The following is a 13058-nucleotide window of genomic DNA, read 5'->3' as shown; positions in this document are numbered from 1 at the left end:
CCGTACAGGCCGGCGCCGATCACTTGCGATCGCCTTTGAACCAGACGATCAGCACCAAAGCAGCAGTTGCGGCGAGCACCCCCGCGTAAAAAGACACAGCGTCGGTGTCGGGTGGAAAGCGGACGTACACCATGGCGAGCGCCGCGACGTACAAACCAACGACCACCCAGCCCTGCCATGCAACCGGCAAGCCGAATCCAACGCCGAACTTCTTGGCAGGAAACCAGTACCTCGGCTGTTCGTTCACCACGTCCTCCTTGATTTGTCCAAACGGGCCTAACACCTGAGTTAAGCCGCGCCGCGAAGCGGCGTCGGCTTGGACGAATTGTTAGGTGCCGCCTCTTTCGCCGACGTGCACCCGAAACGGGCCCGCGAACGGCTCAAGAATTCGGCTGCGAGAAACCTCCTTCCTTCCGCAGAACGCAGCGATTGGCGCACCGACGTGCGACTGCGTATAGGCCAGCATTTTCCTCTGCCCGGGCGGCGACAGCTCAACAGACATGCTGAGCTCGCCGTCATAGTCTGGCGCGGCCGGTCGAATAGCTTGCACTTCAGCGGGGCCGACTATTTCAGGGCCGAGCTCCCCGGTATCAGCGGCAACCGACAGCACGTGCAACTCACACGAGGCTTTTAGTGCGGCCGATGCGACCAGGTTGGACGGCGCGCCAGGTTGCGTACTCACGGTGCACGCCGCCAGCCCGAGGGCAGCGAATAGAGACATCAGAAGCTTTGTTGCGGCCATAGGCACCTAACACCTGAGTTAAGCCGCGCCGCGAAGCGGCGTCGGCTTGGACGAATTGTTAGGCCACGCGTCTTGCGGCTGGGCCGACGATTTCACTTTCGCGGGCTGAGTGATTTTGGCAGTTCGCCGCGCAGCGCGACATAGCCAAACAGGTATGCCCCGTACAGACCCAGCAGAGCAAGCGCAACGCTCAGCGACGACTGCTGAGAAGCGCGAGATACGTCGAGGCCGGTCGCGACGATTCCACCAATGGAAAGAAGCGCAGCAAGGATGCGCTGCCAGGTTGCCACACTGTGTTGAGTAGCCATTGGTGTTGTCCGTGGTCGGCTCAGGTTGCCTGGAACATTAGTGCGTGGCCTAACACCTGAGTTAAGCCGCGCCGCGAAGCGGCGTCGGCTTGGACGAATTGTTAGCGATCAACACGCCGAGATAACCGGCCCGACAATCGCGCTTACCCAAGTTTGGCACGAAGAGTTGTAGGACGGACCCGGCCGCAAGCCCAGAGGCCAGGGCGGCAGGCAGCCGAGAGGCTTGCCATGTTGAACGGCCTGGCAGCGCGAACGGTGTACGCCTGGATGTGCCAGCCAGGATCGGCGATGGTGCGTCCCCGCGACAGACTGAAAGCGACGAACTTCGCTCCGCAGGAAGGCAAACCAGACTCCCGTGATGCTCAGCCGTGTGAGCGCTAACACCTGAGTTAAGCCGCGCCGCGAAGCGGCGTCGGCTTGGACGAATTGTTAGGCCCCAAGCTATGCGCCTGGACTGCCCGCGCTGAGAGTGTGTAGACCATTGCACCGCCAATGGAAATGAATCCCAAGGACGAGATGCCGAAGAACGCGATCAAGAACCAGAAATACACCGGCGACACCGATCGCCGCACGTATCGTGCCCGACCGCGCTGCTCCAGCTGCCCCGTGCGAAGCCCGCGATAAACAATCGAGGCAAGCCATCCTCCCCACACTATGGCGGCCATCGCACCGACGAGACTCACGGCAGTATCCATTGGGGCCTAACACCTGAGTTAAGCCGCGCCGCGAAGCGGCGTCGGCTTGGACGAATTGTTAGGTGCGCGCCAATGAACTCCAAACGCGCGCTGCTCGCGGCAGGGAGTGCTATGCAGCTCGAACATGCAGCCTCCACTCCGGCGAATCTGCAGCGTAGCTAAGCGTATCGGAGTACTCGGAGAGGCAGCTGTAACCGGCGCCGCGCCGGGGTAGATCGAGCAAGAACGCGCACAAGCCTTCTAGGACGTCCGTGCTGCCGCGTACCCTGAGAATATTCCGATCCTCCCACGCCGCCATTGTTGGGTAAAAGTCTTCCTGATTCTGAAGGGAGGTGAAGAGATCCACTTGGTCCGGATCATTCGTGATCTCGATCCAGATGCCGGAAGAGGTCGGAAGCGTTTCCGAGCGCCCGCTGCCAATCGCTGCTCGCACGCCCGATGCAAAAGATATGTACTCGGATGGGCCGCCATAGAAGACGAAGTCATCGATGAGCCCGTTGGAGCGGTACATCCGCCGGTGTTCGAGATCAATCATTCGCGCGCCTAACACCTGAGTTAAGCCGCGCCGCGAAGCGGCGTCGGCTTGGACGAATTGTTAGACCTCACAGCTTCTCAATTGCGGCTTCAAGTGACGCCTTGACGCGCTTTTTCTGGATCTCCGGATCTTCGCGTTGGATGAACTCAACTGCCGAAAGGTCATCGCCGCGCTTTCGATTTTGGCGAGGCTCCAGCGCCTCAATCAATATGGCTTCCAGGGCGGGAATCATTTTTGCCGCTTCGAATGTTGCCGGCAGAGTCCCCAGCTGACCTGATTCTGAAACGGGAAGGAGCCCAAACCAAGAAAACCGGTTCCAGCGTGCCGCCAAGCGATCTAACGTGTGTTCGAACAGCCTACGCCCCAACGGTCGGTCAGTGGTGCGCCCGATGTAGATGACCTCCCTTCCGTCATACAGCAGGTAGATGCCAAGCTGCTTATTGAAATCTACGGGGGTAGCGCCCAATTGCTGCATGCCGAGAAGCTTTGGGGTTGCAACCCATTGGACTGCCTCTCTCCGCCAGAACATGCCGAAGGAGCTGACGATGTCGTATTGCTCTTCCGACTCTTCGGATTCTTCGACCGTTGGAGTTAGTTTCACTTTGGCCGGCGAGGTTGCTGCGGCAGTAGAGTTCGCTAGCGCGAACGTACCTTTTGAAACGCGAATGTATGGCGATGAAGCCCCATCTCGCTTTATGGAAGAGCTGATCTGGGCATTCACCGTTGCAGCGGGCGTTGCCCCTAGATTCGTCCGCAACCCGTCAGCGATGATCTTGTCCGCGATGTCTTTGTAGTGTTGCGGCGTTGTCGCTGCTCCCAACACCTTGTCGATCGCGGTTCGCCAAGTAAGTTCTTTTGCCATACGTTACTCGATGAAGTTGGGAGTGAGGTCTAACACCTGAGTTAAGCCGCGCCGCGAAGCGGCGTCGGCTTGGACGAATTGTTAGGCCCCAGCTTAGCCGTCCGCCAGCCGAACTTCACTCGCACGCATGGAGGCCACGTTACCGCGCGCTTCGAGGCGCCCCGCCGCGGCAAGTGCGCGAACCCGACGCCCGTAATAGTGGTCCGGGATTTCCTCGTAACGCCCGGGGTAGGCGTACATCGCGCTGATCACAATCATCGCGACCTTCTGCCAGCTCGCGGTAGCGTTCTGGAGTACTGCTGCATCAATGGCCGCGACATCTACGGCCGTGAGCGCTTTCACGGCAGCAAGTTCGTCAGGGTCGTATGGGGGGAAATCGGCTTCGGGTTGCATGGTCATTTCGGACTGGGGCCTAACACCTGAGTTAAGCCGCGCCGCGAAGCGGCGTCGGCTTGGACGAATTGTTAGGCCTCATTCCACGCTGTCAACGCGGTTGACGATATGGACGTCACGGTTCCCGGACTCTGGGTCATAGGAGCGCTGGCCTGACGACAGCAAGCTGCTGTGCGAGTCTGCCGCCCAAAAGCCATGTTTACCTTCCTCGCACTCCTGTTTGTATTGCGCGGCTGCCTTCTCCCGAGCTTCTTCCTCATGTTCCTTTTGCTCGGCATGGGCGATTGAAAGGCGTCGGGCTTCGCAAAGCGCGAGGTACTCGGCTTCGCTTTTCTTGGTTGTTGACGGATGGCGGGCCCTGCAGCCGGAGCAGCGAAGTTTCTCTTCGAAGAAGCTTTGAAGATCAGCCTGCGTGAACTCTACGGCCGCTTCGTCCCAGAAGGCTTCAAACGCGCGATCGAAGCAAAGGCGACTTACGGCAGAAATATTTTGCGACCTGCCGCAGCTTTCGCAAATGACAATGTCTGTGCGATCCAGCCACTCGGAAATTCGTTGAGCCACGCTTTGGCGAGCCATGGAACCTCCAGTGAGGCCTAACACCTGAGTTAAGCCGCGCCGCGAAGCGGCGTCGGCTTGGACGAATTGTTAGGCGGCAACATAGCAAAACTACGCCGACGCGCTTTTCGAGGGGTGCAAGCGCTCGCATCCGCCGATAAAGAGGAGCGCGCCCAGCAGAGATGCAGGAACCGCGAGGAGAGCGAACACGGCGGCGACGCCGAGCGATAGCGCAATGCTCGCGGAAAGGCTCCCCGCAATGGCAATGGTGGCAGCAGGTGCGAGAGCCGCCAGTACTGCCAGGACGAACGCCGGACCTTTGTTGCCGGGCAGACGGCTGCCCGCCCACGGTGCCAACACAAACCCGGTGAGGTAAAGCGCTGCTAGCAACGCCACTACCGAACCCAGGGCTTCCGCAACGTCTGCCGCCTCTCGCGAGCCGAAGAGCAGCACGACCGCCAAGGGAAATACGAGAAACAAAGCGACGGGAAACGAGAACGCCCGGAACATCACGTGTCTGTACTGGGACGGCACCGAATTCTCCATTGCCGCCTAACACCTGAGTTAAGCCGCGCCGCGAAGCGGCGTCGGCTTGGACGAATTGTTAGGCCTCGCAAAGCTCGCGGAGCCTCACCAGCGATTGTTCGTGTTCTTCGGACACCAAGCCGAGTTTCGGATGGTACCTAAACCCGGAATGGGTCTCCGCTGCAGCTTGTAGCGCCTCGCGCGCATGGCACTGTGACTCTGCCCGGTCGGTGCCCGCCAGGATCATTGCCGCGGCCGCGTGCTGCTTGAAACGCCCAATTGGAAACTGCGGCAGTTCTGGAAACTCGCAGATCACCTCTAGCGCAGATCGATACTGTTGCTCCGCGCTTAGCAGTGCAACTAAGTATGGATAATCCGTGCGGGCATTAGTGAGCAACCCGGGAAAAGAGCGCTCCCGCGCGAGTGCAGCCTCATAAGCGGCGAATGCGGCTTCCATGTCGCCAAGGGCCAAGTGCGCTTTGGCGCGATCGACGTGTGCCAGAGCCATGTCGAAGTGTTCGCCAAGCGCGAAGTAGCGCTCGAGGAGCTGCAACGTGACCTCTGGACATGTCGAAGCCAAGATACACGCCTGAATTCGCAGGTACTGCGCCTTGTCGCGCGCTCGGCGAAGCTTGGCTTCGAACGCCTCAGCGACGGAGGCGTCCCACTTGGTGTTCCGGTACCAGTCGTCTCTTCCCATTGCGAGGCCTAACACCTGAGTTAAGCCGCGCCGCGAAGCGGCGTCGGCTTGGACGAATTGTTAGGCCTCATGCTACCGCGCTCCGAGCCAGCTGTAGGCGCTACCAGATACGGCGAGTGCAACCAGCATGCCGACCACCACGTTTAGTTGCCGGCGCGCGATCTGCGCGATTCGTGTGAGTTCGGGATCTTGCAGCTCAACGTAGCGGCGCTGCGATATGAAACGTGCATACGGGGACGAGGCCGAGGGTTCCGTACCTGGTGCCGGCGCGATCGTTGCCCAAACGGTCGGATGCTTTAGCTGCAGGTGCTGGCTAACGCGCCAGTGTGCGTAGGCGGCCATCGCGAGCGCCGGTATGAGCGCGATTGCGAGGAATAAAGAACACGCCGCCAAAATTACCGTCATGAGGCCTAACACCTGAGTTAAGCCGCGCCGCGAAGCGGCGTCGGCTTGGACGAATTGTTAGGGCTCAACCGACTCAAAAGCAGGCCCCTGCGTAGTTGCAGCCTACGAACAGCAACACGAGGGCCAGCGGCACCATAGACGCGTACGCCAGAATACCCGCGGCTACCGCAAGCCTAAAGCGGTGTTGCGGTGCAGCTGCGCCGGCAAACGCGAGTACCGACGGCAACGCTAGTAGCAGACGCATGCCAGGTGAGATCAGCCACGCCCGCATCAACCACCCGAGGCTCCCCTGAAGATAATTTATTGCCGGGCCGGGGAAGCGGGTGGACGCAACCACAACTAAGGCCGCGATCGATAACACGCCTGCGGCGGATGACGCGACTGCCCGGCAGCTCGGTGCATACAGCCTCCGGGTCGCTGTGCCCAAGAACAATGCGAGAACTGGACCTAAGAGCGCGAGCATGAAACCCATTGAGCCCTAACACCTGGGTTAAGCCGCGCCGCGAAGCGGCGTCGGCTTGGACGAATTGTTAGGCCTTAGCGGCCGGATTTGACACTAGCCATACCAACGCCGCGATCGCGACGGCGATTGGTTCGAGGACAAAAAGTACTCTCCACAGCCGTTGGCGTGCGTCTAGCTCGTCGGCTGGCGTGCGATAGAGGTCCACGAACAGTAGCGGCTTACCGACGAGCGCGAGCGACGCTAGGCCAAGGAACTGGTAGCTGGGTAGGTGGGCTGCGAACTGATCCCACGTGAGATATAGGGCGAACGCCGACGCAAGCAAAAGCGCACCCGCGATTTTCGCGGCTCTTGCTCCAGAGGCCGAGATGTTCCACATAAGGCCTAACACCTGAGTTAAGCCGCGCCGCGAAGCGGCGTCGGCTTGGACGAATTGTTAGGCCTCTGGGTCACGGCCTGTAGCAAAAGAATAGCCGCCCTTCGCCACCAGCCAACAGCCCGCCAGCAGACAGATGCCGTGGAACAGCAGTGCGGTCTCGCCAGTAGCGCGGCGCGAACTGGAACCCCACACGATGCTGCCCGTATGGAAGTAGCCCGTAATCGCGGCGAGCGCGTGATACGAGATCCAGCCGCCGAGCAGCACCAAGCAGACGCCGAAAGCTTGAATCGAGAACCGGGAAGGTTGCATTCAGAGGCCTAACACCTGAGTTAAGCCGCGCCGCGAAGCGGCGTCGGCTTGGACGAATTGTTAGAGCCCACGCGCCGGGATATGGGCCCGCTGCTCCACGCGAGGAAAGTCTCGCATGAAAGGCCGGACCGCGAGATAGACGGAGCGGGGCGCCGCAGGCGCGCCCAAAGCTAGGATGGTGACGACGCGGGAAGCGATGTGGCCCGGCAAGTTGGCGCCGCCAGTCATACGCGAGACGAGCTTGGACAGTTCGAGCGGCGCGAGCTTGCAGCTGTGAACCCACAGGCTGATGTAGCCGCGAGCTGCGAAGTCCGAGAAGCGATCAACCCGACGACCGAAGAGCATCCCGGCGTGGGCGCTAACACTTGAGTTAAGTCGCGCCGCGAAGCGGCGTCGGCTTGGACGAATTGTTAGCTGCCGCGTCCAGATTCATCGGAGCCTGAGCCGAATTGTGGGTTTAGCCAATATAAGCAGTACCCACAGAATTCAACGTCAGACGCGGGGCCGCGACCGACGGGCGCATTGCCACAGTTGGGGCAGAGCAGGAGCGCGCGCTCCGTCATCCGGCCGGCGGTTGCGAGCAGTATCGCCGCAGTGATCGCGACAAAGCCAAGTGGCCCAAGCTGGTGAAGCCATTTAGCTAGCACCAGCCCTAGAGCACCTGCTACGCCGAGTGCGCCGGCCACAATCCATAACGGCCGGAGTCGTGCGGAGCACTCGGCAACGCGCGACTTCCACTTGGTGATGACTTCCATATCGCGCGTGGCACGAAGCTGCATACAGCTAACACCTGAGTTAAGCCGCGCCGCGAAGCGGCGTCGGCTTGGACGAATTGTTAGGCCTCAGCCGGGACAAAGCCGCCGAGACCTATGCAGTTCTTCTGGGTGCAACCGTACCAGACGCTTTCGCCGAACTCACAATCGCCATTTAGGTTGTCGCCGCCAAACGTGCATTCCTCGAACCGGCAATCGACGAAGCGACACCCGGCGAAGACCGCTCCCCGGAAGCTACAGCCTGTAAACGTGCAGCTGACGAACACGGCCAGATTGAACAGCGGCCAATACCAGTCGATGCCGCGCAGGGTGCAGAACAAGAACGTGGAATCGACGTGTCCGCCATCGACGGATGGCACGGCTAGCTCGCAGTAGCGCAAGACAGAATCATTGAGGAGCTTCGAGAGCTCCGCTGCTTCTGTAACAAGCGCCTGTTCCCTAAACATGAGGCCTAACACCTGAGTTAAGCCGCGCCGCGAAGCGGCGTCGGCTTGGACGAATTGTTAGATTATGGCCGCGCTGGACTTTGAGCAGCGGTGTGAGCGTCTATAGCGCTCGCAATGGCCAGCGGATCTTCATCTGTACCCTCGAGAAGCGAGGTGAGCGCCATGCCCCGCAACACGCGCGCGAGGGAGATGCGGCCGGCCTTCCGCGTGAATACCCATAGATTCTTATCTTTCAGTGCACAGAAGCCGGCGGCGGCGGAAAGGTGCGGCTCGGTGATATTCCCGGGCAGTGCCGACGCCGAATCTACGGTTGTAGCGATCCGATCCGGCTCGACGAGCGTGTATTGGCCCGCTGAGCGCTGGGCGTAGTCGTTGACCACAAGCTCGCCAAAAAAGTCATTTCGGTACTTGTTTGGCTCGGCCCTGTACAGAAGTGCGTACGCGACAACCCGGGCAGCACATGACTGCCGCGGCACTTGCGGCGGCGGAGTAAGCCCCTCGACGTACGGTAGAAGCGCCCGCAACTCGGCTTCTTCATTCGACTGGGCCTGGCAGGTCAAGCTGACTGCAAGGATTGCTGTTGCGAGCACTGCACGCACCGGTTTGTTCCAAGCCATGATCTAACACCTGAGTTAAGCCGCGCCGCGAAGCGGCGTCGGCTTGGACGAATTGTTAGGCGGCGTGGCGGGCTTATCGGCGCATGTGGGGTCTGGCAAGACACCGGACCCACTAGGCACGCGTGTCACCGGCCAGCGTTGCGCTAGGCGCTTGACTACACGATCTGCAAACAGACGCGCTTCCGGCGTGTCTGGGCCGAAGCCCACCGCGATTTGGTAAGGATTAAGGCCAAGGTTTCCTGCCATAAGGCCGTACCCATCCGCTTCAATGCCGACATTTACCAAGCGGCCGTCCGTGTGAAAATTTTGCGGTTTAGGGCTCAAGAGCTTTAGGTCTCGGGTCGTTTGCCGGCTGCCATCGATGTAGCGCACGTGCTCATTTCGAGCGATGGTCTCGAGCTCGGCTTTCAAGTGGTCGACACCGCCCGGGCTCGCTACGCAGAGCTGAACCTGCAGAAACGGACCCTGCCCACCGACGCAACCGCTAAAGAGCAGGATCGCTGCGCCCAAGGCGATCGTCTGACCGATACCGCCCTTGCTAGTTCGTTGCATTAGCCGCCTAACACCTGAGTTAAGCCGCGCCGCGAAGCGGCGTCGGCTTGGACGAATTGTTAGGCCTCACGGCTGTCTTGCCGCGCCGCCCATAAGATGCAAGCGATTGATCCTACTGTCGCTACAACGCCGATATTGAATATTAGTGCAGCGGGAGTGGCCCCGAGGCGCTCCTCCGGCGTGAACTCACCGAAAAGAGCGATGACTGGCATGAAGGGAAACAACGCCGTGCAGCTCAAGCCCACGCACCCGCAGATGGAGCCAACCGTTCGCCTGAGGCTAGGGGGCTCATCCGCCATTCGCAACGCTTCGTAGTTGATAACGCCGACCACCACCAGGACGGTTCCAATCAAAAGAAGTCGAAGCGCGACAGAGCTCATGTGAGGCCTAACACCTGAGTTAAGCCGCGCCGCGAAGCGGCGTCGGCTTGGACGAATTGTTAGCGCTCAGGCTAGCAAAGCTGGACCGACAAACACGGTCAGCAGCCCGAGCACTACAGCAGATACCGCCCACCACATCGCGGACTTCGGTGTGCGCATCGCGAGCGCGAGCGGGAGTAGCCCGAAGAAGAACATGGCAAGCCCGAATGCATGTGCAGGCGCACCTTCCAGCGACCCGGTGTGGCCATAACGAGTCCAGCGCTCTTCGGTGTGGCCGCTCACAAGTGCGAGCAGCCCCAACCCAGAAATGACAAAGGTCATGGTGAGTGCGAGTAGCCGTACCGAGACCGGAGCAGGCAGTTGGAGGGCGGGACGTTTTTCCATGAGCGCTAACACCTGAGTTAAGCCGCGCCGCGAAGCGGCGTCGGCTTGGACGAATTGTTAGGCGGCGTATCCGCGGCCTGCAAGAGCAACTGCGCGAGGTGCCGGGCCTGCTCCGCTGAGAGCGTAACGGGCATGACCCGATACCGGAGTGCGACCTTTTCCACCAGCTCGAGACCGACAGCTCGGTACGGCGTGGGGGAGGACAGGGCGTGCACGCGGACCTCCACCGGCATGTGCAGGGAACTTGCGGCGAGCGCGTGCCCCTCAGTGCGATTGACGGCGGCGCCAAGCAACGCGCCCGACCAGCTGCGGTACTTCACGACCCGCACGAAGAGCACGGCGACCGCGACAGCGAAGATCCCTAGCAACACGTAGCTGGTGAGATTTTCCATAGCCGCCTAACACCTGAGTTAAGCCGCGCCGCGAAGCGGCGTCGGCTTGGACGAATTGTTAGGCGGCACAGCTGCGTTAGTACAGCAGGCTGCCAAATTTCAGCAGTACAGACTTACCGCGGAACAGGCCGAAGTAGTTCTCGCCGTTTTTGCATTCAACATGACGCAGTTCGTCGCCGGGCTGCAGTGTGGCCATAGCCTCTGCCCAATAGCGCGACTCGGCGAGGTTTGGAATACCGATCAGGTCTGCGTAGTCCAACGTCTGGTAGCGCCGCATTGGTTCGGTAACTGAGCAATTGGCTAGACCGAGTTCGCCTGCGCGCCGCGTGGATTCCATGTCCGGGCCGAGCCGATGGGCGCAACCAGCAATGACCGGGGCGCCAAGCATCACTGCTGCGAGGATCGGGGTTCGGATATTCCAGTTTCGAGAGTGCATGACTGTGCCGCCTAACACCTGAGTTAAGCCGCGCCGCGAAGCGGCGTCGGCTTGGACGAATTGTTAGGCCCCGGACGGAGCCGCAACGGTCACCGCCAGAATCATAAGCGCGAGCGATACCCCTGCAAGTACGGCTAGCCAGAGCCATTCGCGCGCGCCAAAATACCGAACGACGAAGGTGCCAGGCCTGAATGCGTGCCAGCACGGCTTGCCAATTCGGCGGCAGCATGAGGCCGCCAGCAAGTTGCCGCCGACCAGCCAAACGACGGCCGCCGCGCAGAGCAATGCGAGTTGCGCCGCGGGCAGCCGCGCAAGGAGCGAGAACACCTCTGTGGGATCGCGCTGATCTGTCATTACGGGGCCTAACACCTGAGTTAAGCCGCGCCGCGAAGCGGCGTCGGCTTGGACGAATTGTTAGAGCCCACGCGCCGGGATATTGGCCCGCTGCTCCACGCGACGAAAGTCTCGCATGAAAGGCTGGACTGCGAGATGGACGGAGCGGGGCGCCGCAGGCGCGCCGAAAGGCGAGGACGGTGACGATGCCGGAACCACTGTGGCCGGCAAGGTGGCGCCGCCACTCGTAACGCGAGACGAGCTTGGACACCTCGAGCGGCGCGAGCTTGCAGCCATGAACCTGCAAGCCGATGCAGCCGTGAGCTATGAAGCGTGAGGAGCGATTAGCCCGACAACCGAAGAGCATCGCGGCGTGGGCGCTAACACCTGAGTTAAGCCGCGGCGCGTAGTGGAGGTTTTGCGGTGGCAAGCTTTACCTGCCACTGCAAAGCCGGAACGAAGCGGTGTCGGCTTGGACGAATTGTTAGGCGGCAGACCGGGCCGTTAGCTCGACCCATTCGTCCACTGCCGTGAACATGTAGTTTCCCACGGGAGCGAGCGTCGGATCCTGATGAGCAAACGGGTTCTCACCGGTCTACTCGATCACTACAGACTCGCGCGCGAGCACGCGGCCTGACTGAACCCATTGGAGAAAAGCGGAGTCTATCGGCAGGTGTTCGCCCGAGTCGCCGAGCATCACCACTCGCGCGAGTGCAGAGCCAGTGGGAACCGGCACGCTCACTAGGTCGCCGAGCCGTACTTCCGAGCCATCCGAATATTTCATTTCGCCGCCTAACACCTGAGTTAAGCCGCGCCGCGAAGCGGCGTCGGCTTGGACGAATTGTTAGCGGGCGCTCGATGCTTGACGCGTGCGCCCATCACGCCGACGGATGCTGCGGCGGAATCGAGCTTTTCTCAAGCCGATCGTAGCCTTCGAGGCGATACTGTTCTTGCCACACGTGCTTGCATGTTTCGCAGCCGACCCATGCCGTGACTCTCCCAGTCTCCGGGTAGCCCATCGGTGCGCGATCCAATTCGGGGCCGCCGCAGACCGGACAAGTTGTTCCGTCTGCGGATGCATATTGCTCGGACGACATCAAGGGTTTCGAAGCGGTCATGCATGCCTCAGTTGCGTTGTTGTGGCCAAGCCCGCTAACACCAGAGTTGACCCGCGCCGCGAAGCGGCGTCGGGTTGGACGACTTGTTAGAGATCACACGCCGCTGAACCGGCTTGCTTCTCCACGAAGCCGAAGTGTGCCACGGAGAGCGAGGTACCGATCCTTGCCGTGAGCCGGAGGGGGACGAGCCGCGATACAACGCAGGCGAGCGTGTTGCCGAGCCGGGCGGTGCTTGCACGTGCGGAGGCTTTTCCGCATCGCGCCCGGCGGGGAGCCAGAGTGTCCCCGGCGGCGGCACGCGAGCGGAACAACGGCACGACGCGACGCGAAGACCACGAGCGTAGATGCGTCCAGTGTGAGCGCTAACACCCGAGTTAAGCCGCGCCGCGAAGCGGCGTCGGCTTGGACGAATTGTTAGCGCTCAGCGACTCTCATGCCAAGGGCCGTGCATATGGACGTGAAAAGCCACGAAAGACCATAGACGGCGATCGATAGCAGGGCAACGAAGTATGCAGCTGCGGCCCAGGAATGGGTCGCTGCAAGTTCGGGCACGACCTTCATAGTGGCCGACCAGACGGTGCAGGCGGCGACCAAGCTGACGAAAGTGGTGGCGACCGAAAGCAGGAAAGACCAAGGGAGCGGAATCTCGTACTCGGTCAGACAATGGTGGCACTTCGTTCGGATGTAGCCTCTCGCCCGACTTGGCAGGTAAGCCCAAGCGCTAAACGAGAGCGGCGCCGAGCAGTTGTCGTGTGAACA

Annotated in this window: 20 protein-coding genes; 1 reads left to right on the top strand and 19 read right to left on the bottom strand. The window is 60.9% G+C overall.

The window, feature by feature from the left end; genetic code table 11:
* Nucleotides 1–19 precede the first annotated feature (19 nt).
* The 18 genes from ACVWZN_RS08125 to ACVWZN_RS08040 all read right to left on the bottom strand — a co-directional run bounded on the left by ACVWZN_RS08125 (nucleotide 20) and on the right by ACVWZN_RS08040 (nucleotide 10848).
* Nucleotides 20–247 (bottom strand): hypothetical protein, encoded by a 228-nt coding sequence (locus tag ACVWZN_RS08125; RefSeq protein WP_456953359.1) that lies wholly within the window; start codon nucleotides 245–247, stop codon nucleotides 20–22.
* An 81-nt stretch (nucleotides 248–328) separates the two neighbouring features.
* Entirely contained in the window at nucleotides 329–682 is a 354-nt protein-coding gene (locus tag ACVWZN_RS08120; RefSeq protein ID WP_456953358.1) for a hypothetical protein, read from the bottom strand.
* A 152-nt stretch (nucleotides 683–834) separates the two neighbouring features.
* Nucleotides 835–1050, bottom strand: a complete 216-nt coding sequence (locus tag ACVWZN_RS08115) for a hypothetical protein (RefSeq protein ID WP_456953357.1) — start codon at nucleotides 1048–1050, stop codon at nucleotides 835–837.
* Between the two features lie 389 nt (nucleotides 1051–1439).
* Complete coding sequence (locus ACVWZN_RS08110) at nucleotides 1440–1733, bottom strand: hypothetical protein (RefSeq protein WP_456953356.1); 294 nt, start codon at nucleotides 1731–1733, stop codon at nucleotides 1440–1442.
* Between the two features lie 121 nt (nucleotides 1734–1854).
* Entirely contained in the window at nucleotides 1855–2280 is a 426-nt protein-coding gene (locus tag ACVWZN_RS08105) for a hypothetical protein (RefSeq protein WP_456953355.1), read from the bottom strand.
* A gap of 67 nt (nucleotides 2281–2347) precedes the next feature.
* A complete protein-coding gene (locus ACVWZN_RS08100; RefSeq protein ID WP_456953354.1) occupies nucleotides 2348–3142 on the bottom strand; it encodes an HTH domain-containing protein in 795 nt (264 codons plus the stop codon).
* 93 nt (nucleotides 3143–3235) lie between these two features.
* Nucleotides 3236–3541, bottom strand: a complete 306-nt coding sequence (locus ACVWZN_RS08095) for a DUF3658 domain-containing protein (protein WP_456953353.1) — start codon at nucleotides 3539–3541, stop codon at nucleotides 3236–3238.
* Between the two features lie 72 nt (nucleotides 3542–3613).
* On the bottom strand, nucleotides 3614–4111 hold the full coding sequence (locus tag ACVWZN_RS08090; RefSeq protein WP_456953352.1) for a hypothetical protein: 498 nt from the start codon (nucleotides 4109–4111) through the stop codon (nucleotides 3614–3616).
* A 90-nt stretch (nucleotides 4112–4201) separates the two neighbouring features.
* Nucleotides 4202–4600, bottom strand: a complete 399-nt coding sequence (locus ACVWZN_RS08085; protein ID WP_456953351.1) for a hypothetical protein — start codon at nucleotides 4598–4600, stop codon at nucleotides 4202–4204.
* A 94-nt stretch (nucleotides 4601–4694) separates the two neighbouring features.
* Nucleotides 4695–5315, bottom strand: coding sequence for a hypothetical protein (locus ACVWZN_RS08080; RefSeq protein WP_456953350.1), 621 nt, complete (start codon nucleotides 5313–5315; stop codon nucleotides 4695–4697).
* A gap of 72 nt (nucleotides 5316–5387) precedes the next feature.
* Nucleotides 5388–5720: a hypothetical protein gene (locus ACVWZN_RS08075; protein WP_456953349.1), complete on the bottom strand. Its 333-nt coding sequence runs from the start codon at nucleotides 5718–5720 to the stop codon at nucleotides 5388–5390.
* A 530-nt stretch (nucleotides 5721–6250) separates the two neighbouring features.
* Nucleotides 6251–6559, bottom strand: a complete 309-nt coding sequence (locus ACVWZN_RS08070; RefSeq protein ID WP_456953348.1) for a hypothetical protein — start codon at nucleotides 6557–6559, stop codon at nucleotides 6251–6253.
* A 57-nt stretch (nucleotides 6560–6616) separates the two neighbouring features.
* Entirely contained in the window at nucleotides 6617–6868 is a 252-nt protein-coding gene (locus ACVWZN_RS08065; RefSeq protein WP_456953347.1) for a hypothetical protein, read from the bottom strand.
* Nucleotides 6869–7703: 835 nt separating this feature from the next.
* On the bottom strand, nucleotides 7704–8087 hold the full coding sequence (locus tag ACVWZN_RS08060; RefSeq protein ID WP_456953346.1) for a pentapeptide repeat-containing protein: 384 nt from the start codon (nucleotides 8085–8087) through the stop codon (nucleotides 7704–7706).
* Nucleotides 8088–8149: 62 nt separating this feature from the next.
* Entirely contained in the window at nucleotides 8150–8704 is a 555-nt protein-coding gene (locus ACVWZN_RS08055) for a hypothetical protein (RefSeq protein ID WP_456953345.1), read from the bottom strand.
* A 998-nt stretch (nucleotides 8705–9702) separates the two neighbouring features.
* A complete protein-coding gene (locus ACVWZN_RS08050) occupies nucleotides 9703–10020 on the bottom strand; it encodes a hypothetical protein (RefSeq protein WP_456953344.1) in 318 nt (105 codons plus the stop codon).
* Between the two features lie 17 nt (nucleotides 10021–10037).
* A complete protein-coding gene (locus ACVWZN_RS08045) occupies nucleotides 10038–10412 on the bottom strand; it encodes a hypothetical protein (protein ID WP_456953343.1) in 375 nt (124 codons plus the stop codon).
* A 76-nt stretch (nucleotides 10413–10488) separates the two neighbouring features.
* On the bottom strand, nucleotides 10489–10848 hold the full coding sequence (locus ACVWZN_RS08040; RefSeq protein ID WP_456953342.1) for a hypothetical protein: 360 nt from the start codon (nucleotides 10846–10848) through the stop codon (nucleotides 10489–10491).
* A gap of 469 nt (nucleotides 10849–11317) precedes the next feature.
* On the opposite strand from ACVWZN_RS08040, the gene ACVWZN_RS08035 reads away from it, so the two are divergent.
* Nucleotides 11318–11518 carry a hypothetical protein gene (locus ACVWZN_RS08035; protein ID WP_456953341.1) on the top strand — a complete coding sequence of 67 codons (201 nt, stop codon included), beginning with the start codon at nucleotides 11318–11320 and terminating at the stop codon, nucleotides 11516–11518.
* 258 nt (nucleotides 11519–11776) lie between these two features.
* Here ACVWZN_RS08035 and ACVWZN_RS08030 read toward each other — a convergent pair whose 3' ends face one another.
* Nucleotides 11777–11965, bottom strand: a complete 189-nt coding sequence (locus tag ACVWZN_RS08030) for a hypothetical protein (RefSeq protein WP_456953340.1) — start codon at nucleotides 11963–11965, stop codon at nucleotides 11777–11779.
* Nucleotides 11966–13058: the final 1093 nt, after the last annotated feature.

The sequence above is a fragment of the Lysobacter sp. HA35 genome (genome assembly GCF_054061195.1).
The sequence above is the reverse complement of the archived record's forward strand: the minus strand, read 5'-3'. Positions and strand labels throughout refer to the sequence as shown.